Genomic DNA, 20,075 nt, shown 5'->3' on the forward strand with positions numbered 1-20,075 from the left:
TGCAGTGAGGGGGAATAGCGGATGACTTTTCGGTCAATCGATTTGCAGGTATCGGTGCAGCGGTCTCCTGAAGCCGGTACGATCCATAATCAGATGATCCAGAAACCGGTGATCGAACAAACGAAACTGGAGAACGAAGCCGTCAAACAAACGGAGCTTGCACGCACGCAAAACGCAGCAGTTGAGGAAAGCAGCAAGCTGGACATCCACGAACGTCAGCAGGATGCCGGGTCTCGGAATCCAAGCAAACGCAATAAACCGGGAAAGGACAGCCCAGATGCGCTGGAAACGTCCTCCCAAGAGGCTGCACACCCCTATAAAGGAAAGCATATCGATATCTCGTTATAAGATTGTAGGTGACAGTTAGATGGATCCATGGCATTATATCGTGCTTCTGGGCGCGGTAGTGGTCGTATTCGGTTTTATTCAGCCCAGAAAGCACGCGCCGGCCCCAGAGGACAACATGGCGGTACGTAATATGGAGACGGCTCTTGAGCAGTTCATGGAGAACATGGAAGCGGACAACCGCGATATGGTCAATCTGGTAGCCAAGGTGCAGCAGGACAGCCAATCGCAAGCGAAGCTTCGGGAAGCGCGCATCGATCAGCTGGAGAGTCGCTGCGCCGAATTGGAACAGTCGTTATCGCAATACACGCGAGAATCGGCATCACAGCCTGCACCTTCCGGCAGCTTGGAGAAGCTCGCGTATACGGCCGAAGCTCCGGAAGAGTTGCCGATCCTTCGGGACGAAGCTCAGGTCCAGGATGCGGCGCCGACGATCCGCACCCGTTATTCGGAGCTGTTCGAGCTTTATGACAGCGGCAAATCGGTTGAGGCGATCGCCAAGAAACTGTCGTTGAACAAGGGAGAGGTACAGCTTATTCTTCAATTGTCCAGGCAGGAGGAAACGAACACAAGATGAATAAACGGCCATTTTTGATGGGGCTGGGCATCGGTCTCATACTGGGTGCCATGCTGCTTCAGCTGATGATCGCCGGTCAGCAGCAGAAGGACAAGCTGACCAGCCGGGAGCAAGACGGGCAATCCGGCACGGCAGTCATGCCGACCTATACCCAAGAGGAGCTGGACAAACGTATTGCGGAAGAACGCGAACGGGTGACCAAGGAGCTGCAGGACCGGAATGCGAATCAGGATAAGGCTGCGAAGAGCCCGGCAGCGGATGCCCCGCCTGCAAGCAAGCCAGAAGCAAGCCAAGCGGTCCCTCAAGCGGACAAGAGTGCAGCCGGCTCAGGCAAGACCGGCCAAACAGCGGAGCAAGGCGGAACAAAGACGGAGCCCGCCTCCAAGCGGATTATCGTCCGAATCGAGCCCGGCTCCAGCGTGACGGAAGTTGCGGAACTGCTTGCGGACAAAGGCATTATCAGCAATAAGAAGGCGTTCACGAACCTGATGCGTACCACCAAAATACGCGCGGGTTATTTTCCATTTGAAGGAAATATGACCGTTAACGAGGTTAAGAAGATCATTACAAGCAAACCGCTTTCGCCTGAGCTGGCGAAGAAAGAAATGTCGCCTTAGTCAGGGCTGAAGGCAAGATTAACAGAAACTTAGCAGAATGTCCCTGTGATGTTGTTGCGTGCCGTAATTAGATATGTTATAGTAATTGACGGTGTTAAAATCACACGCCGATTAATTTCGACAAGGGTGCTTCGGCCCGGCCGGAGTTTTGCCGAAAAATGATATTGGCGGAGGTACACACAAAAAACCATTACTAGGAGGTGTTGTGAGGATGGCGGTTATTTCCATGAAACAGCTTCTTGAAGCTGGTGTACACTTCGGTCACCAAACTCGTCGTTGGAACCCGAAGATGGATCGTTATATCTTCACTGAACGGAACGGCATTTACATTATCGACCTGCAAAAAACAGTTAAGAAAGTCGAAGAGGCTTACAACTTCGTACGCTCTGTAGCGGAAGAAGGCGGTACGATTCTTTTCGTCGGCACGAAAAAACAAGCACAAGATTCGGTTAAAGAAGAAGCTGAACGCTGCGGTAACTTCTACATTAACCAGCGTTGGCTCGGCGGCACGCTGACCAACTTCCAAACGATCCAGAAGCGTATCGATCGTCTGAAAACGCTGGAGAAGTGGGAAGAAGACGGCACGTTTAACGTACTGCCGAAGAAAGAAGTCATCATTCTCCGCAAAGAGAAAGATCGTCTTGAGAAATTCCTGGGCGGCATTAAAGGCATGAAAGGTCTGCCTAGCGCGCTGTTCATCATCGATCCGCGCAAAGAGCGCATTGCGGTTGCAGAAGCTCGCAAACTGGGTATCCCAATCGTTGGTATCGTAGATACTAACTGCGATCCGGACGAAATCGACTATGTCATTCCGGGCAATGACGACGCAATCCGCGCAGTTAAGCTGCTCACAGCCAAGATGGCTGATGCGATTGTCGAAGCGAACCAAGGCGAGCAAACGACTGCTTAAGTCGTTCACGATATAGTCAGCATGAAGGGTGGTCTGAAGGTGTATAACCTCTCACCGCCCTTTTTTCGAATGTAAACATACGATGAACCTAGGAGGTCTCTATAATATGGCGGTTAATGCGAGTGCAGTTAAAGAATTGCGTGAAAAAACAGGTGCAGGTATGTTGGACTGCAAAAAAGCACTGGAAGAAGCGAATGGCGATCTGACGAAAGCCGCTGAATTGCTTCGCGAGAAGGGCCTTGCGGCAGCAGCTAACAAAGCTGGCCGTATTGCGACGGAAGGCGTCGTTGAATCGTACATCCACGCTGGCGGCCGTATCGGCGTTCTTGTCGAGATTAACTGCGAAACCGACTTCGTTGCCAAGACGGATCAATTCCGCGAATTCGCGCGCGATATCGCCATGCAAATCGCCGCAGCTAATCCGAAGTTCGTTGCCCGTGAAGAAGTGTCCCAAGAAGAGCTGGACAAAGAGCGCGAAATCTTGAAGGCTCAAGCGCTGAACGAAGGCAAGCCGGCTAATATCGTAGAGAAGATGGTTGAAGGCCGTCTTGGCAAATACTACGAAGAGTTCTGCCTGCTGGAGCAGTCTTTCATTAAAGATCCGGACAAAACCGTGTCGACGCTGTTGAAAGAAAAAATCAGCACGATCGGGGAGAACATTTCGATCCGCCGTTTCGTACGTTACGAGCTGGGCGAAGGTTTGGAGAAAAAAGAAGACAACTTCGTCGCTGAAGTTATGTCGCAAGCAAAACTGTAATCCGAACACGCTAGGCGGGGCGGGGCTTCCGCCCCGCCTTTTATGTTATTATATCTAGAGATGATAGAACAATAGGATGCGGCCTTTCACAAGGTCAAAGATGGAGGGAAACCACGTTGCAAAGTCCCGTATACAAACGGATCGTACTCAAAGTAAGCGGTGAATCGCTATCAGGCAATAACGGATACGGAATCGATGCCACGATGATTTCGTCGATTGCGGAGCAGGTGAAGGAAGTTGTAGAATTGAACGTCGAGGTGGCCATCGTCGTAGGCGGAGGCAACATCTGGCGCGGCATTGCGGGTACGGCCAAAGGGATCGACCGCGCAACCGCCGATTATATGGGGATGCTTGCCACGGTCATGAACTCCTTGGCACTGCAGGACGCGCTTGAGCAGATCGACGTTCCGACGCGCGTGCAGACATCCATCGCGATGCAGCAAATTGCGGAGCCATACATACGGCGCCGTGCAATCCGTCACCTGGAGAAGGGGCGTGTCGTTATATTCGCCGCCGGGACAGGCAACCCGTTCTTCTCCACGGACACGACTGCCGCGCTTCGGGCTGCCGAGATTGAAGCGGAAGTCATCCTGATGGCGAAGAACAAGGTGGATGGGGTATATTCGGCCGATCCGTTCAAGGACGCGTCAGCGGAGAAATTCGAAACGTTGACTTACCTGGAAGTGCTCAACCGCAATTTGGGCGTCATGGATTCGACCGCATCATCCTTATGTATGGACAATAATATACCGCTGGTCGTTTTCTCGATCACGGAGCAAGGCAATATTAAACGTGTTGTACTTGGAGATAAAATCGGAACCATCGTGAAAGGAAGTGTAGACTAGTGCCTCAATCCATTAAAAAAGATGCAGAAGAGCGTATGGAGAAAGCGATCGGCGCCCTGAAGCGCGATTTGACTTCGCTGCGTGCAGGCCGTGCGACGCCATCTTTGCTCGACCGTGTACAGGTGGAATATTACGGTGCGATGACGCCTGTCAACCAATTGGCAAACATTAACACGCCGGACTCCCGGACGCTGATGATTCAGCCTTGGGACAAATCGTCTCTTGCTTCGATCGAGAAAGCGATCATGAAATCCGACCTGGGACTCACGCCTTCGAATGACGGCAGCACGATCCGTCTGGTCATTCCGGCTTTGACCGAGGAGCGCCGCGCCGAGCTGGTCAAGCTGACGCGCAAGCTTGGCGAAGAAGCGAAGGTCGCGATCCGCAACATTCGCCGTGACGCTAACGATGACATCAAGAAGCTGGAGAAGACGGACATCTCTGAAGATGAATCAAGACGCTACCAGGATGACATTCAAAAAACGACCGATAAATTTATCGCGGAAGTCGATAAAGTGCTGGCAGCGAAAGAGAAAGAAATCATGGAAGTATAATTCGTGCTCACCGCCCCTCCGACAGGTGGGGTTTGTTGCATAAATCGACATTAATGGTGGGGGGCAGGCGTATGTTTAAGCGACTGAGAGCGAAATTCGGTAAAGCGACGGCGGCGTCGCCTTTGGCGCTGGATACGGATAATATACCGCAGCATATCGCCATTATTATGGACGGCAACGGGCGATGGGCGAAGAGCCGCGGACTTCCGCGCATAGCCGGCCACCATACGGGCATGAAGGCCGTCAAGCGGATCACGATGGCCGCTGACCGGCTCGGGGTCAAATGTTTGACGCTGTATGCATTCTCGACCGAGAATTGGAAACGCCCCAAAGCGGAAGTGGAATTCTTGATGAAGCTGCCTCAAGAATTCCTTTCCATTGAATTAAACGAGCTGGTGGAGAAGAACGTGCAAGTCCGGATGATGGGCCATAAAGAGGGTCTTCCTCCCCATACGCTTGAAGCGGTAGAGGAAGCAATCCGCCAAACGGCCGGCAATACCGGGCTTGTCCTTAACTTCGCTTTGAATTACGGCAGCCGCAAAGAAATGATTGAAGCTGTGAAGCAGATCGCGGAATCGGTTCGCGAAGGACAGATGGATCTGGAGCAGATCGACGATACCGCATTCTCCGAAAAGCTGCTTAGCTCCGGACTGCCCGATCCGGATCTGCTGATCCGGACGAGCGGCGAGCTGCGGCTCAGCAATTTCATGCTGTGGCAGCTGGCATACAGCGAGATGTGGTTCACGGACGTCTACTGGCCTGAGTTTACGGAAGAACATTTTCATGAAGCCGTAAGGGAATACCAGCGGCGGGCTCGCCGCTATGGCGGATTGTAGCTTGCCACGGCTTCATCTGGAGCGTGTTAGGTACATTGAAGCAACGCATCGTAACCGGGGTAATTGGCGGATCGGTCTTTATCCTGCTGACGGTTCTCGGACAATGGTATTATTATGGACTTCTGTTTGCGCTGGCCTTTATCGGATATTCCGAATATGTTCGCATGAACGGGGTCAGACGGACGCATCCGGCCGCGCTGCTCGGGTATGCCGGCATGCTCGTGCTGATCGTGCCTTGGCAGGAGCTCGGCATGAGTTCTCTCTCGGCCTTACATATGCTGTGGCTGCTCATGTTCCTGCTGCTGGCGGTCACGGTCGTTACGAAGAATGAGATAACGATCGACGGAGCGGCATTGCTGCTTCTCGGGGCGCTGTATGTCGGATACGGATTCTATGCGATGTATGAAGTGCGCAATGCGGATTCGCATGGCTTGGTCACGACCTTGATGGCTTTTGGAGCGATATGGGCCTCGGACATCGGCGCTTATTTCACTGGACGGGCGATCGGCAAGCATAAGCTGTGGCCTTCGATCAGTCCGAACAAAACGATAGAGGGCTCATTAGGCGGGATATTGTTGTCCCTTTTGGTCACGGTCGCTTTCTCGCTGGCGGCTCCGGATGTGATCGGTATCGGCCGGGCCCTGTTGATCGGCCTTATAGCCGCGGTTGCCGGACAGTTCGGAGACTTGATTCAATCCGCCTACAAGCGCGTGAGAGGCATTAAAGATACGGGTAACCTTCTGCCGGGCCACGGGGGCGTGTTGGACCGTTGCGACAGCTGGCTCGTCGTATTCCCGCTGCTGCTCATGACAGGGCTGCTGCCGTTGAATTAGAGATAGGGGGAACGAGCATGACGAAGAAACTGACCATACTCGGTTCGACAGGCTCAATCGGAACGCAAACGCTAGACGTCGTGGCCAATGAGCCCGACCGCTATGAGATAGAAGGACTGGCTGCCGGCAATAATACTGCGCTGCTCATTGAGCAGGCGAACCGGTTCCGGCCCCGCTGCGTATGTTTGTCGACCAAAGCGCTGGCCGATGAAGCGGCTCCTTATCTGCCTGCAGGCACCAAGGTGCTGTACGGTGAAGAAGGACTTGTGCAAATTGCGGCCGACAATGACTCCGACACGGTCTTAACGGCTATCGTCGGCAGCCGGGGGCTGGAAGCAACGCTTGCGGCGATCGAAGCGGGCAAGCATATCGGACTTGCCAATAAGGAGACGCTCGTAACCGCCGGCCATCTGGTCATGAAGCGGGCATCCGAGAAGGGCGTCGCGATTCTTCCGGTCGACAGCGAACACTCGGCAATCTTTCAATGCTTGAATGGTGAATCCCGCTCCGCGGTCAAAGCGATTACGTTAACGGCCTCCGGCGGATCGTTCCGCGACCGTACGAGAGCGGAGCTGCACGGCGTAACGGTCGAGCAGGCGCTCAGCCATCCGAACTGGTCGATGGGAGCCAAGATCACCATCGATTCGGCGACGATGGCGAACAAGGGGCTTGAAGTCATCGAAGCCCGCTGGCTGTTCGGTCTTGATTATGATGACATTCACGTTCTGGTTCATCCGGAGAGCATTATCCATTCGTATGTCGAGTTTGTGGATCACAGCATCATAGCCCAGCTCGGATTGCCGGATATGCGGGTGCCGATCCAATATGCGCTTACCTATCCGGAAAGAAGGCCGTCACCGTCGGAATCGTTAAATCTGGCGAAGCTTGGCGCCCTCCATTTCCGCGAGATGGATCCGGATCGCTATCCTTGTCTTAGGATGGCCTATGAGAGCGGCCGGATCGGCCGTTCCGCAACAACCGTGTTTAATGCGGCTAACGAAGTGGCGGTTGCGCGCTTCCTGGAAGGAGCCATCACATTCCTCGATATCGAGCGCGTTATTGCGGACGTGCTTGAGCGCCATTCCGTAACCGATGTGCCTGACGTAGCGGCGATTATGGAAATCGATGCATGGGCGAGGAGCGAAGCGGCGGCTGTTTGAAGGACTGGTTCTCTTGTAACGGACGGGAGAATAATGATAATCTAGGTACAGGCCGTTTCGAACAGGAGGCACTATAACGATGGAAATGATTCAAATCGTCTTTATGACCGTGCTGGTCTTCTTCGCGATCGTAACGATCCATGAATGGGGTCATTTCTATTTCGCGAAGCGGGCAGGCATTCTGGTCAGAGAATTCGCTATCGGCTTCGGCCCCAAGCTGATATCCATTAAGCGCGGGGAAACACGCTATACGCTGCGGCTCGTTCCGGCAGGCGGATTCGTCCGGATGGCGGGCGAAGATCCGGAGCTGGTCGAAATACAGCCCGGTCAGACGATTGCCGTACGATTGAACGATAATCGGGTAACGCGTCTATACTTGGATCGTCTTGAAGAGCGCTCCAATGTCATTCGCGGTGAGGTCGAAACGATCGATCTTGAAGACCGCCTGAAGATTACGCTATCGGCTGACGGCGTCAGCGAAACGTATGATGTCCACCCGCAGGCGCTGATGATCGCCAAAGGAAAAGAGACGCAAATCGCGCCGAAGGATCGCCAATTCGGCAGCAAAACCGTCGGACAGCGCGCTCTGGCTATCGTGGCCGGCCCGGTTATGAATTTCGTTCTCGCCTATGTGCTGTTCTTTCTCTACTTTCAGATGGCGGGCGTGCCGATGGAGAATCCTGACAAGCTGTTGATCGGGAATGTATCGGAGGGCATGCCGGCATCCGAGGCCAATATTAAAGTTGGCGATGTCATCGATTCGGTCAATGGCGTGAAGATCGGTACGGATTTTGACAAAATGATTTCGCTTATCGGAAAATCTCCGAATAAGCCGATCGAGTTCAAGGTCATCCGTGACGGCGCTCCGATTACGATGACCATCACACCGCAGCCCGATAAGGAATCGGGTGAAGGCAAATTGGGCATATCCGCGGCTTATCCGACTCGGGCGGCTGGGATTGGAGAGACCTTCTCCTTGTCGGGCATAGCCATGAAGAATATGACAGTCAGTATTTTCGAAGGCTTCAAGAAGCTCATTCTCGGCGATTTCAAGCTGGACGATTTAGGCGGGCCTGTACGTACAGCACAGGTAACGAGCGAAATCGCCAAGCAGGGGATTGCGAAGCTAACCTCATGGGCTGCACTGTTAAGCTTGTATCTGGGCATCTTCAACCTGCTGCCGATACCGGCGCTTGACGGAAGCCGTCTTATATTTCTGGGCGTGGAAGCATTGCGCGGCAGACCGGTCGATCCGAACCGGGAGAGTATGGTGCATTTCATCGGCTTTGCGATGCTAATGCTGCTTATGCTGGCCGTTACGTATAACGATATTTTGCGATTGGTTAGAGGGGAGCAGTAGTCGTTCATGTCGAAGGATAAACAATTTGTGACCGAAATTACGCCGCAGGGCGAGGATTTTTCAAAATGGTATATTGATGTGATTAAAAAAGCGGACCTGATGGATTATTCGCCGGTTCGCGGCTGTATCGTGTTCAGGCCGGAAGGCTTCGAGCTGTGGGAAAATATTCAACGCGAGCTGGATCGCCGGTTCAAGGAAACGGGCCATCGAAACGCCTATTTCCCGTTATTTATTCCCGAGAGCTTCTTCCAGAAGGAGAAGGAACACGTAGAAGGCTTTAATCCGGAGCTGCCATGGGTCACGGAAGCAGGCGGCGAGAAGCTGGAGGAGCGGCTTGCGATTCGTCCGACCTCGGAGACCATCATCGGTCATATGTATTCGAAGTGGATCCAATCTTACCGCGATCTGCCGGTGCTCATCAATCAATGGGCGAACGTCGTGCGTTGGGAGAAGCGCACGCTGCCGTTCCTGCGGACGAGCGAGTTTCTGTGGCAGGAAGGCCATACGGCCCACGAGACGGAAGAAGAAGCGCGCCATGAAACGATGCAGATGCTGAACATCTACCGCGAGTTTGTCGAAGACTTCCTGGCCATTCCGGTCGTCGTCGGACAGAAGACGCCTTCCGAGAAATTTGCCGGAGCGGTCGATACGTATTCGATCGAAGCGATGATGAAGGACGGACGCGCGGTACAAGCGGGAACGTCCCACTATCTGGGCACCAACTTTGCGGTTGCCTTCGATATTAAATTTCTGGACCGCGGCAACACGCTGCAGTTCGCGCATACCACTTCCTGGGGCGTTTCGACCCGGTTGATCGGCGCCCTCATTATGGTTCACGGCGATGACCGCGGACTTGTGCTGCCGCCGAAGATTTCGCCTACGCAGGTGGTCATGATCCCGATCGGACCGCCGAAGACGCGCGATCAGGTGATTTCCAGAGTGGATGAGTTGTACGCCGAGCTGAAAGGGGCGGGCATCCGTGTCAAGGTTGATGACCGCGCAGACGTCAGCCCGGGCTGGAAGTTCAATGAATACGAGATGCGCGGCGTGCCGATCCGCATGGAACTTGGTCCTCGCGATATGGAGAATGGACAAGCGGTGCTCGTCTCCCGGATTACCGGAGAGAAGCGCATCGTGGCCCAAAGCGGCATCGTCGCTGAAATTGAAAAGATGCTGGAAGAGATTCACCGCGATATGTTCGAACGGGCGCGTCAATTCCGTGCCGATCATTCCAATTCGGTGGAAACGCTGGATGAGATGAAATCGCTGCAGGAAGAGAAGCGCGGATTCACGCTGGCCGGCTGGTGCGGCTCCGCTGCCTGCGAGAAGCAGGTGAAGGAAGAAACGGGCGCAACGAGCCGGAATATTCCGTTCGAGCCGGAGGAGAAGAAATCGACATGTCTCGTATGCGGAGAAAAGGCTGAGCATACGGTCGTGTTTGCAAGAGCGTATTAATAAGCCGGAATAGAACAAGTGCGCGCCGCGATGAGAATCGCGGCACCGCTTTTTCTGGCAAAGAATTTCATGCTTCGGGGGAGGAAACGATGAGCCACACCGGGGAAAAACGGCATCGCTTCGAGCTGCTGATGAAGCAGGCGGAGCTGCCGCAGCAATTGATAGAAGAACAGTTCAAGGACGGATATATCGAGAAAGTGACCGTAAGCCGGAACAACCGGGAGTGGACGTTTTGCATCGGCAAAACGTCTTTAATCTCTTTAGCTGCATATGGTGTTTTTTGCCGCTCCATTCAGTCGAAATTCGCTCATATCGCGGCCGTATCATTCGTGATCCGTTATGAGGAGCTTGTCAGGACCGACGAGATTTTGTCCGAGTATTGGCCGGCTTTCGTGGAATGGGTCCAGCAGCAGAACGCTTCAGTGAACGGCTGGCTGGGCAAATCGAACTTCGAGGCGAAGGACGGGCTAATTTCGCTTGCGATGCTAGATGAGATGAGTCTGGAGCTGGCGCGCAAGAAACGGATCGACGAGCTGGCCTCAAGCTTCTACGAGCAGTATTTTGACCGGTCCTGCCGCATGAAGATGAGCGTTATGCAATCCAACCAAGAGATCTATGAAGAGTTTGCCCAGAAACGGGATCAGGCCGAGCGCGAGGTTGTGGAGCAGATGATGAGCAGCGCCGCCCTGGAAGCTCCGCCGGTTGAAGAAGGCGAGGTCCGGCTCGTGATCGGCTACGACATCCGCGAGGAGCCTGTTCCGATCATGAATGTTCTTGATGAAGAGAAGAAGATTACCGTTCAAGGAACGGTCTTCGGCCTCGAGGTGAAGGAGCTGCGCAACGGCAGCACTTTGTTCACGTTCAACGTGACGGACTTTACCGATTCGATCGCAATGAAGATGTTCGCCAAGACGAAGGATGACGTCAAAGTATTGAATCAGCTCTCCAACGGCAAATGGATCAAAGCGCGCGGGCGGGTTGAATATGACCGCTTCATGATGGAACCGGAGCTTGTCATGATGCCGTCCGATCTGCATGAAGTCGTAGCTCCGCCGGAGCCGAAGGACGATGCGGAAGAGAAGAGGGTCGAGTTTCATCTTCATACGACCATGAGTACGATGGACGCCGTTACCTCCATCGACGCCTATATCAAGCAGGCGGCAAAATGGGGCCACAAGGCGATCGCGGTTACGGACCACGGCGGCGTGCATTGCTATCCGGAAGCGGCGAAGGCGGCGAAGAAGAACGGCATTCAAGTTCTGTATGGCGTCGAAGCCAACGTCGTCAACGATGCGGTTCCGATGGTCATGAATTCGCGCGAAGAAGCGCTGCAGACAGCTGAATATATCGTGTTTGACATCGAAACAACCGGTCTATCGGTCATCAATAACAAGATTATCGAATTAGCCGGAGTCAAAATGAAGGAAGGCAAAGAGATCGGAAGGTTCGCCACATTCATCGATCCGCATGAGGATATTCCGTATCATATTCAACAGCTGACGAATATTTCGAATGAAATGGTGAAGGGCGCTCCGGAGCTCGAACCGAAGCTTCGCGAATTTGTCGAGTTTGTCGGCGATTCGATTCTGGTCGCGCACAATGCGCGATTCGATATGGGCTTCATACAAGCGGCATGCAAGGCGCATGGAATGCCGGAGCTGGACAATCCGGTGCTCGATACGCTCGAGCTGGCGCGCTTTATTCATCCGACCATGAAAAATCACCGCTTGAACACGTTGGCGGACAAATATAAAGTCAGCCTGGAAAGTCATCACCGCGCCATCGACGACTCCATCGCGCTCGGCGGCGTGCTCTTCGGACTGATCGGCGATGCGGCGAAACGCAACATCACCGGACTTCACATGCTGAACGATTATGTGGGACTGGATATTTCGAATATGAGGCCGTTCCACTGCTGCATCTACGCATTGAATGCCGTCGGCAAGAAGAATCTGTTCAAGCTTATATCGATTTCGCATACCGAACACTTCAAGCGGGTTGCTTGCATTCCCAAGAGCAAGCTGACCGAAATGCGCGAAGACCTGCTCGTCGTCTCGGGCTGCGAGAAGGGCGAATTTTTCGAAGCGGTGCTGAACAAATCATTCGAGGAAGCCGAGGACACCGCCCGCTTCTATGACGTTCTGGAGATACAGCCGGTCGGATTCTATATGCATCTGGTCGATAAGGGACTCGTAGGCAGCCGCGCCGAAGTGGAGCAAGCGCTGCGCCGCGTGTGCGAAATCGGCGATAAGCTGAACAAGCCGGTCATCGCGACTGGCAACGTTCACTACCTGAAGCCGCGGGACAAGATGTTCAGAGATATTACGATCCATGGAATAACGGGCTTCAGCCCGCTCAAAGATCTCAAAAAGCCCGACGCACACTTCCGCACGACGAAGGAAATGCTGGAGGAATTCGCTTTTCTCGGCGAAGCGCGCGCTTATGAAGCCGTCGTGAAGAACACGAGCGAGCTGGCCGACCGGTTCGAGACGTTCGAATTGTTCCCGAGAAAGGGCGGGCCTGGAGACAACGGTCTATTCACCCCGATCATCGAAGGGGCGGATGATGAAATCCGGAGCACCTGCTATGATACGGCGAAGCGGCTATATGGAGAGCCGCTTCCGGATGTCGTCGTTCAGCGGCTGGAGAAGGAGCTCGTGCCGATAATCAAATACGGCTTCTCGGCGAACTATTTGATTTCCGAGAAGCTGGTGAAGAAATCGAACCGTGACGGGTATTTGGTCGGTTCGCGGGGCTCCGTCGGCTCGTCGGTCGTCGCCACCTTCCTCGGCATCTCCGAGGTAAATCCGCTGCCGGCCCACTACAGCTGCCTGAATGAAGCGTGCAAGTACAGCGAGTGGTTCCTGGACGGCAGCTATCCGTCGGGCTTCGACCTTCCGGACAAGATTTGCCCCAATTGCGGCAAGCCTCTGAAGGGGGAAGGCCAGGATATCCCGTTCGAGACCTTCCTCGGCTTCAAGGGCGACAAAGTACCGGATATCGATCTTAACTTCTCCGGAGAGTACCAGCCGATCGCCCACAACTACACGAAAGAGCTATTCGGACCGGAGAACGTCTTTAGGGCGGGGACGATCGGGACCGTCGCGGAGAAGACGGGCTACGGCTATGCGAAGAAATACGAAGAGGATCACGGGAAGAAGTGGCGCGGGGCCGAGCTGTCGCGGATCGCGGGCGGCTGTACGGGCGTCAAGCGCAGCACCGGGCAGCATCCCGGCGGTATCGTCGTCGTGCCGGAATACATCGAGGTGGAAGACGTGACGCCGGTGCAATATCCCGCGGACGATGTCAACGCGGAGTGGAAAACGACTCACTTTGATTATCACGCCTTCGAAGAAAATCTGCTGAAGCTCGATATTCTCGGCCACGATGACCCGACGATGATGCGGATGCTGCAGGACTTGACCGGCGTCGATCCGACAACCATTCCGATGAACGATCCGAAGGTTATGAGCATGTTCAACTCCACCGATTCGCTCGGCGTCATGCCACAGCAAATCCGCACATCCGTCGCGACTTACGGCGTACCGGAGATGGGGACGAAGTTCGTCCGCCAGATGCTTGAGGAGACGAAGCCTTCATCGTTCGCCGACCTGCTGCAAATTTCGGGCTTGTCGCACGGGACGGGCGTTTGGCTCGGGAATGCGCAGGAATTGATCAAGAACCGCACCTGTACCATTAAGACCGTTATCGGCTGCCGGGACGATATTATGCTTTATTTGATCTACAAAGCCGGCATGGATGCGGGGCTTGCGTTCAAGATCACGGAGAGCGTGCGGAAGGGCAGAGGACTTACGCCGGAATGGATCGAAGAGATGAAGCAGTGCAAGGTACCGCAATGGTATATCGATTCCTGTCTCAAGATCGAGTACATGTTCCCGAAGGCCCATGCGGCCGCTTACGTTATATCCGCAGTCAGAACCGCATTCTTCAAGCTCTACTATCCGATCGAATACTATGCGACTTATTTCTCCGTACGCGCGGAGGACTTCGATCTGGAGCTGCTGTGCCAAGGGTACGACGCCATTATGCGCAAATTGATCGAGATTGAGGCCAAAGGATTCAACGCGACGCCGAAAGAGAAAAACTCGGTATCGCTGCTGGAGATGGCGCTTGAAATGACTGCCCGCGGATTTACATTCAAACCGATCGATCTCTATCGTTCGGAAGCGACGCGCTTCATCGTGGACGGCGGATCGTTAATTCCCCCGTTTGCCGCGATCGCGGGCATTGGAGACAATGCCGCACGCAATATTGCGGGCGCTCGCGAGCATGGCGAATTTCTATCGATCGAGGACTTCCAGCAGAAGTCGAAGGCATCCAAGACGATCGTTGAAGTGCTCGGCACTATGGGCTGCTTCCGCGGGCTGCCGGAATCCAATCAGCTATCCCTGTTTTAAACCGGCATTATTCAAGCTTTTTCGACATACTAGACTATGCTTTGCATCTAAACTCATTGTTGTCACCACATCATGGTTATGGTATAATATTTCTGGCAATGCTGATGATACGACCTTTCGCAGAAGAGTGGGGAAACCCACTCTTTACGTTTTGTCCGCACCTTTTTAGGTGTGACCGGTCTCCATCGGCTCTCAGATATGAAGTCTGCTACCGTGCAATGCGCCAAGCGCTTTGCGCGTTCCAGCAATAATTTGAATTTCGGGTTGTATTCAAGACTGACAACCGACTGCCCGCTTATCCGGGTTAACGGCTGCAGTAGGGAGGAACAAGTTTGAGCACAGCAAAAATCAAAACCGTTGTCGAAGAGGCGGTTCGCCCATTTCTCGACAGCAATGGATTTGAATTGGTTGACGTTGAATACGTGAAGGAAGGCAGCAATTTCTTCCTGCGCGTATTCGTCGACAAGGAAGGCGGCATCGATATCGACGAATGCGGCCGGATCAGCGAGTTTTTGAGCGAAAAGCTGGATGAGAACGATCCGATCAAGGATGCCTATTTTCTAGAGGTCTCGTCGCCCGGAGCCGAGCGGCCGCTCAAAAAAACGCAGGATGTGGAGAAGGCAGTGGGCAAGCATGTCTATGTAACCACTTACGAGCCCATCGATAAAAGCAAAGAGTTCGAAGGTAAACTGATTTCGTTCGACGGGGAAGTCATGGCCATCGAGATCGGTAAGAAAACACATTTGATTCCTTATGCCAAAGTAGCAAGCGCCCGATTGGCTATCGTTTTCTAAAACGGTGCAGCCCCATTGACGCTTCCGCCTTTATAAGTAAGGAAATGATTCGAAAGGGGGAGCTCATTCCGATGAGCATGGATTTTATTGAAGCATTATCGGAGATCGAAAGAGAGAAGGGCATCACTAAGGATGTGCTGCTAGAGGCCATCGAAGCTGCACTGATCTCAAGCTATAAGCGCAATTTCAACACGGCCCAGAACGTTAGGGTCGATATCAACCGTCATACCGGGGTTATCAAAGTATATGCCCGCAAGACCGTCGTTGATGAAGTACTCGATCCTAGACTGGAAATATCGGTTGAAGCTTCGCGGGAAATTAATCCGCACTATCAGCTTGACGATGTAGCCGAAATCGAAGTGACGCCACGCGACTTTGGCCGCATTGCCGCTCAGACGGCGAAGCAGGTCGTGACGCAGCGGATACGCGAGGCGGAACGCGGACTTATATACAACGCCTTCATCGATAAAGAAGAAGATATCGTTAATGGAATTGTGCAGCGCCAGGATGTGCGCAATTTATTCATCGATCTGGGCAAGGTCGAAGCGGTTATGCCGCTTACCGAGCTGATGCCGACGGATAAATTCAAGCATGGCGACCGCGTGAAATCGTTCATAACGAAAGTGGAGAACACGACGAAAGGTCCGCAAATCTTCCTGTCGCGTACGCATCCCGGCTTGCTCAAACGCCTGTTCGAGCTTGAAGTTCCGGAGATTTACGACGGCGTGGTCGAAATTCGCTCCGTCGCGCGCGAAGCCGGCTTCCGCTCCAAAATCGCGGTCCATTCACGCAATCCGGAAGTGGATCCCGTCGGTTCCTGCGTCGGCCAGAAGGGAATGCGGGTACAAACCATCGTTACCGAGCTGAAGGGCGAGAAGATCGACATCGTCCGCTGGTCGGAGAACGTAGAAGAATATGTAGCGAATGCGCTCAGCCCTTCCAAAGTGCTCGAGGTCATCGTTTATGAGCAGGAGAAGATGGCGCGCGTAATCGTTCCGGATTATCAGCTTTCGCTTGCGATCGGCATCAAAGGGCAGAATGCGCGTCTCGCGGCTAAGCTGACCGGATGGAAAATCGACATCAAGAGCGAAGCGCAAGCAGAGCAGGAATACGGCCGGCCTAAATCGACAATGAGCGCTATGCATCAAGATTCCGTCTCCATCGACTAGCGGCGTCAGCTTGAGCCGTTGCTTGCGAAGCGTTTTGCCAAGGCTTCGTTAAGTTTAGAAGGAGGGGTGCATAAATGAGACCAAGAAAAATACCTTTACGTAAATGCGTAGCATGTCAGCAGATGATGCCGAAGAAACAACTCATTCGTATCGTACGTACGCCCGATGAAGCGATTCTGATCGACTTGACAGGCAAGAAAGCGGGACGCGGCGCTTATTTATGCGGCAAAGTGGAATGCTTCAAGCTGGCCAAGAAGACGAAGGCGCTGGACCGGGCACTCAAACAGCCAGTGGGTGCGGAAATTTACGACCAGCTCGAAAAGGACTTCATCGAAGTCGAAGAGACGTTCATCGCCAACAAGGAACGGGAAGATGACGATGAATAAATCTTTGTCTTTACTTGGTATGGCGATGCGCGCCGGCAAGCTTGTAACGGGCGACGAGACCGTGCTCAAGGCGGTGCGGCAAGGAAAAGCGAAGCTTGTCATCATAGCCGGGGATGCATCGGACAATACGAAGAAGAAGTATCGGGACAAATGCGGCACATACGGCGTGCAGGTGGTCGAAGCGCTTGATCGGGCAGTTCTCGGTCACGCTATCGGTAAAGCGGAGAGGGTGCTTATCGCCGTAACGGACGCAGGGTTTTCGTCAAGTATACAACGGAGCTTAAGCCAATCTTCGGAGGTGGAGTATATTGACTAAACAACAAGACAACAGCAAGGATAATAAAGATAAATTGCGTGTCTATGAATATGCGAAATCGCTCAATATGAGCAGTAAAGAAATCATTACGATTTTGAAGCGCCTGAATCTTCCGGTCAACAATCATATGAGCGTGATGGAGAATGAGATGGTGCACAAAGTCGAGGGTTTTTTCCGTGACATTAAAGCGAGCGCAGCCGCCAAACGCGCACAAGAGAACGTAACGGTCTCAGCATCAGCGTCCACATCAAGCCGTCCTTCCAACCAGCAGGGCGGAGCCAAGCCGCAGTCAAGCCACGATCAGGGCGCTGCACAGCAAGAAGGCGGAGAGCGTCCGTCGCCGCAAGCAAGTTCGCAAAGTCAATCACAGGCGCAAGCCCAGGATAACAAAAATACAAACCAGGATCGACAGGGGAATATGAACATAACTAAATCTAATACACCAACCAATACTAATCATTCATCCGCGCAAAGCGCACAGCAGCGTCAGGGCCAAAGCGGCCAAGCCGGAGCACAATCCGGACAACGCAATCATAGCCAAGGCGGACAACGTCCGAGCCAAGGCGGTCATAACGGACAGCGTCCGTCAGGTCAAGGCGGACAGCGTCCGAACGGTCAGGGCGGGCAGCGCCCGTCAGGTCAAGGTCAAGGCGGCGGACAACGTCCGGGCGGCCAAGGCAATCAAGGCGGTCAACGTTCCGGAGGACAAGGCGGACAACGCCCGGCAGGTCAAGGTCAAGGCGCATCGCAGAACCGTCCAGGCGGCGGCCAGCGTCAGGATCAGAACCGCAGTACGCAAGGGCGCAGCTTCGAAACCCGCACGTCCAATGCCGGAGACGACGCGAATAAGCCGAATAATAGAAAGACGAAGCCTGCAGGCAAACGCTTTGACGATGCGAGAGTCAGCAGCTTTAAGGGCAATAACCGCGGAGGCAAGAACAATCGCGGCAGAGGCGGCCAGCAGCAGGAGCGCCGTGAGAAAATCGACAATACGCCTAAGAAGATTATCGTTCGCGGCGAAATGACCGTAGGCGACTTGGCGAAGCTCCTTCATAAGGATGCTTCCGAAGTCATCAAGAAGCTGATTTTCCTCGGCGTAATGGCTACGATTAACCAAGAGGTCGATCTCGATACTGTCCAGCTGATCGCTACCGAATACGGTGTTGAAGTGGAAGTGAAAATACCGGTCGAGGAAGATCAATTCGAGACGATTGAAGAGAAGGACGAAGAAGAGGATCTCATGACGCGTCCGCCGGTTGTCACGATTATGGGACACGTCGACCATGGTAAAACAACGCTGCTCGATGCGATCCGCCATACGAGCGTAACAACCGGAGAAGCAGGCGGAATTACGCAGCATATCGGTGCGTACCAAGCGGAGATCAATAACAAGAAAATTACGTTCCTGGACACGCCGGGTCACGAAGCGTTTACGCTTATGCGCGCACGCGGCGCCCAAGTAACGGACATTACCATTATCGTTGTCGCAGCCGATGACGGCGTCATGCCGCAAACGGTCGAGGCCATCAACCATGCGAAAGCCGCAGGCGTGCCGATTATCGTCGCTGTGAACAAGATCGATAAGCCGGAAGCCAATCCGGACAAAATCAAGCAGGAATTGACTGAATATGAGCTCGTTCCGGAAGAATGGGGCGGCGACACGATTTTCGTCAACGTATCTGCGAAGCAGCGTCTTGGACTGGAAGATTTGCTGGAAATGATTCTGCTCGTTGCGGAAGTCAACGACTACCGGGCGAACCCGGACAAACGGGCGCGCGGCACGGTCATCGAAGCCGAGCTGGATAAAGGCAAAGGACCAGTTGCCCGTATTCTTGTCCAGCACGGGACGCTCAAGGTTGGAGACGCATTCGTTGCAGGTAACTGCTTCGGCCGCGTACGTGCCATGGTCAACGACAAAGGCCGCCGTCTTAAGGAAGCGGGTCCGAGTACGCCGATCGAGATAACAGGCTTAACGGAAGTGCCTCTTGCAGGCGATCCGTTCCTTGTATTCGAGGACGAGCGCAAAGCCCGCGCAATTGCGGACCGCCGCGCCATCAAGCAGCGTCAAACCGAGCTCGGCGCGAATTCGCGCGTTACGCTGGATGACCTGTATAAGCATATTAAAGAGGGCGAAGTAAAAGACTTGTACGTCATTATTAAAGCGGACGTTCAAGGTACCTCCGAGGCACTCAAGGGCTCGCTCGCCAAAATCGACATTGAAGGCGTACGCGTGAAGATCATTCACAGCGGCGTAGGCGCGATTACGGAATCCGACATTAACTTGGCATCGGCTTCCAATGCGATCGTTATCGGCTTCAATGTTCGTCCGGAGCCGCAAGCACTGGCAACGGCTGAGCAGGAGAAAGTAGACATTCGTCAGCACAATATTATTTACAATGTGATCGACGAAATTGAGCATGCTATGAAAGGGATGCTGGATCCGGTATTTAAAGAGGTCGTTATCGGCCAAGCCGAAGTCCGGAACATCTTCAAAGTTACCAAGGTGGGTACGATCGCAGGCTGTATGGTCACTTCAGGCAAAATCACCCGTTCCGCGAAAGCCCGCTTGATTCGTGGCGGAATTGTCGTATTCGAAGGGGAAATTGAATCCTTGAAGCGTTTCAAGGACGATGCCAAAGAAGTCGCTCAAGGTTACGAATGCGGGATTACGCTGGATCGTTACAACGATTTGAGAGAAGGAGACACGATCGAAGCCTTCGTTATGGAAAAAGTAGAGAGGTGA

The 20,075-nt window shown here is 53.6% G+C and carries 18 protein-coding genes; all 18 read left to right on the forward strand.

Annotation, left to right across the window (positions count from 1 at the left end; genetic code table 11):
- The first annotated feature begins 21 nt into the window (after positions 1–21).
- The 18 genes from L1F29_RS12190 (at position 22) to infB (ending at position 20,075) form a co-directional block, all read left to right on the forward strand.
- Complete coding sequence (locus tag L1F29_RS12190) at positions 22–348, forward strand: hypothetical protein (protein ID WP_258388578.1); 327 nt, start codon at positions 22–24, stop codon at positions 346–348.
- Between the two features lie 19 nt (positions 349–367).
- A complete protein-coding gene (locus tag L1F29_RS12195) occupies positions 368–922 on the forward strand; it encodes a DUF6115 domain-containing protein (RefSeq protein ID WP_258388579.1) in 555 nt (184 codons plus the stop codon).
- On the forward strand, positions 919–1,539 hold the full coding sequence (locus tag L1F29_RS12200) for an endolytic transglycosylase MltG (protein ID WP_258388580.1): 621 nt from the start codon (positions 919–921) through the stop codon (positions 1,537–1,539). The genes L1F29_RS12195 and L1F29_RS12200 overlap by 4 nt, the downstream gene beginning before the upstream one ends.
- A gap of 211 nt (positions 1,540–1,750) precedes the next feature.
- Positions 1,751–2,449: a 30S ribosomal protein S2 gene (gene rpsB, locus L1F29_RS12205; protein ID WP_148928125.1), complete on the forward strand. Its 699-nt coding sequence runs from the start codon at positions 1,751–1,753 to the stop codon at positions 2,447–2,449.
- 106 nt (positions 2,450–2,555) lie between these two features.
- Positions 2,556–3,206: a translation elongation factor Ts gene (gene tsf / locus L1F29_RS12210; protein WP_258388581.1), complete on the forward strand. Its 651-nt coding sequence runs from the start codon at positions 2,556–2,558 to the stop codon at positions 3,204–3,206.
- A 116-nt stretch (positions 3,207–3,322) separates the two neighbouring features.
- Positions 3,323–4,051: a UMP kinase gene (gene pyrH / locus L1F29_RS12215; RefSeq protein ID WP_258388582.1), complete on the forward strand. Its 729-nt coding sequence runs from the start codon at positions 3,323–3,325 to the stop codon at positions 4,049–4,051.
- Positions 4,051–4,605, forward strand: coding sequence for a ribosome recycling factor (frr, locus tag L1F29_RS12220; protein WP_258388583.1), 555 nt, complete (start codon positions 4,051–4,053; stop codon positions 4,603–4,605). The genes pyrH and frr overlap by 1 nt, the downstream gene beginning before the upstream one ends.
- A 71-nt stretch (positions 4,606–4,676) precedes the next feature.
- A complete protein-coding gene (gene uppS, locus L1F29_RS12225) occupies positions 4,677–5,441 on the forward strand; it encodes an undecaprenyl pyrophosphate synthase (RefSeq protein ID WP_258388584.1) in 765 nt (254 codons plus the stop codon).
- Between the two features lie 35 nt (positions 5,442–5,476).
- Positions 5,477–6,274 carry a phosphatidate cytidylyltransferase gene (locus L1F29_RS12230; protein ID WP_258388585.1) on the forward strand — a complete coding sequence of 266 codons (798 nt, stop codon included), beginning with the start codon at positions 5,477–5,479 and terminating at the stop codon, positions 6,272–6,274.
- 17 nt (positions 6,275–6,291) lie between these two features.
- On the forward strand, positions 6,292–7,434 hold the full coding sequence (locus L1F29_RS12235; protein WP_258388586.1) for a 1-deoxy-D-xylulose-5-phosphate reductoisomerase: 1,143 nt from the start codon (positions 6,292–6,294) through the stop codon (positions 7,432–7,434).
- A 79-nt stretch (positions 7,435–7,513) separates the two neighbouring features.
- Entirely contained in the window at positions 7,514–8,794 is a 1,281-nt protein-coding gene (gene rseP / locus L1F29_RS12240; protein ID WP_258388587.1) for an RIP metalloprotease RseP, read from the forward strand.
- Between the two features lie 6 nt (positions 8,795–8,800).
- Positions 8,801–10,249 (forward strand): proline--tRNA ligase, encoded by a 1,449-nt coding sequence (proS, locus tag L1F29_RS12245; protein WP_258388588.1) that lies wholly within the window; start codon positions 8,801–8,803, stop codon positions 10,247–10,249.
- 89 nt (positions 10,250–10,338) lie between these two features.
- Positions 10,339–14,667: a PolC-type DNA polymerase III gene (locus L1F29_RS12250; RefSeq protein ID WP_258388589.1), complete on the forward strand. Its 4,329-nt coding sequence runs from the start codon at positions 10,339–10,341 to the stop codon at positions 14,665–14,667.
- Positions 14,668–14,999: 332 nt separating this feature from the next.
- Positions 15,000–15,461, forward strand: coding sequence for a ribosome maturation factor RimP (gene rimP, locus L1F29_RS12255; RefSeq protein ID WP_258388590.1), 462 nt, complete (start codon positions 15,000–15,002; stop codon positions 15,459–15,461).
- A 71-nt stretch (positions 15,462–15,532) separates the two neighbouring features.
- Positions 15,533–16,630, forward strand: coding sequence for a transcription termination factor NusA (gene nusA, locus L1F29_RS12260; protein WP_258388591.1), 1,098 nt, complete (start codon positions 15,533–15,535; stop codon positions 16,628–16,630).
- Between the two features lie 74 nt (positions 16,631–16,704).
- The gene (gene rnpM / locus L1F29_RS12265; protein ID WP_258388592.1) at positions 16,705–17,016 is read left to right on the forward strand and encodes an RNase P modulator RnpM; all 312 of its coding nucleotides are present in this window, start codon (positions 16,705–16,707) and stop codon (positions 17,014–17,016) included.
- Positions 17,009–17,332: a L7Ae/L30e/S12e/Gadd45 family ribosomal protein gene (locus tag L1F29_RS12270; RefSeq protein ID WP_258388593.1), complete on the forward strand. Its 324-nt coding sequence runs from the start codon at positions 17,009–17,011 to the stop codon at positions 17,330–17,332. Before rnpM ends, L1F29_RS12270 begins: the two co-directional genes overlap by 8 nt.
- A 67-nt stretch (positions 17,333–17,399) precedes the next feature.
- Positions 17,400–20,075, forward strand: a complete 2,676-nt coding sequence (gene infB, locus L1F29_RS12275) for a translation initiation factor IF-2 (RefSeq protein WP_373876539.1) — start codon at positions 17,400–17,402, stop codon at positions 20,073–20,075.

The organism is Paenibacillus spongiae (assembly GCF_024734895.1).
In the GTDB taxonomy this organism is placed as follows: domain Bacteria; phylum Bacillota; class Bacilli; order Paenibacillales; family Paenibacillaceae; genus Paenibacillus_Z; species Paenibacillus_Z spongiae.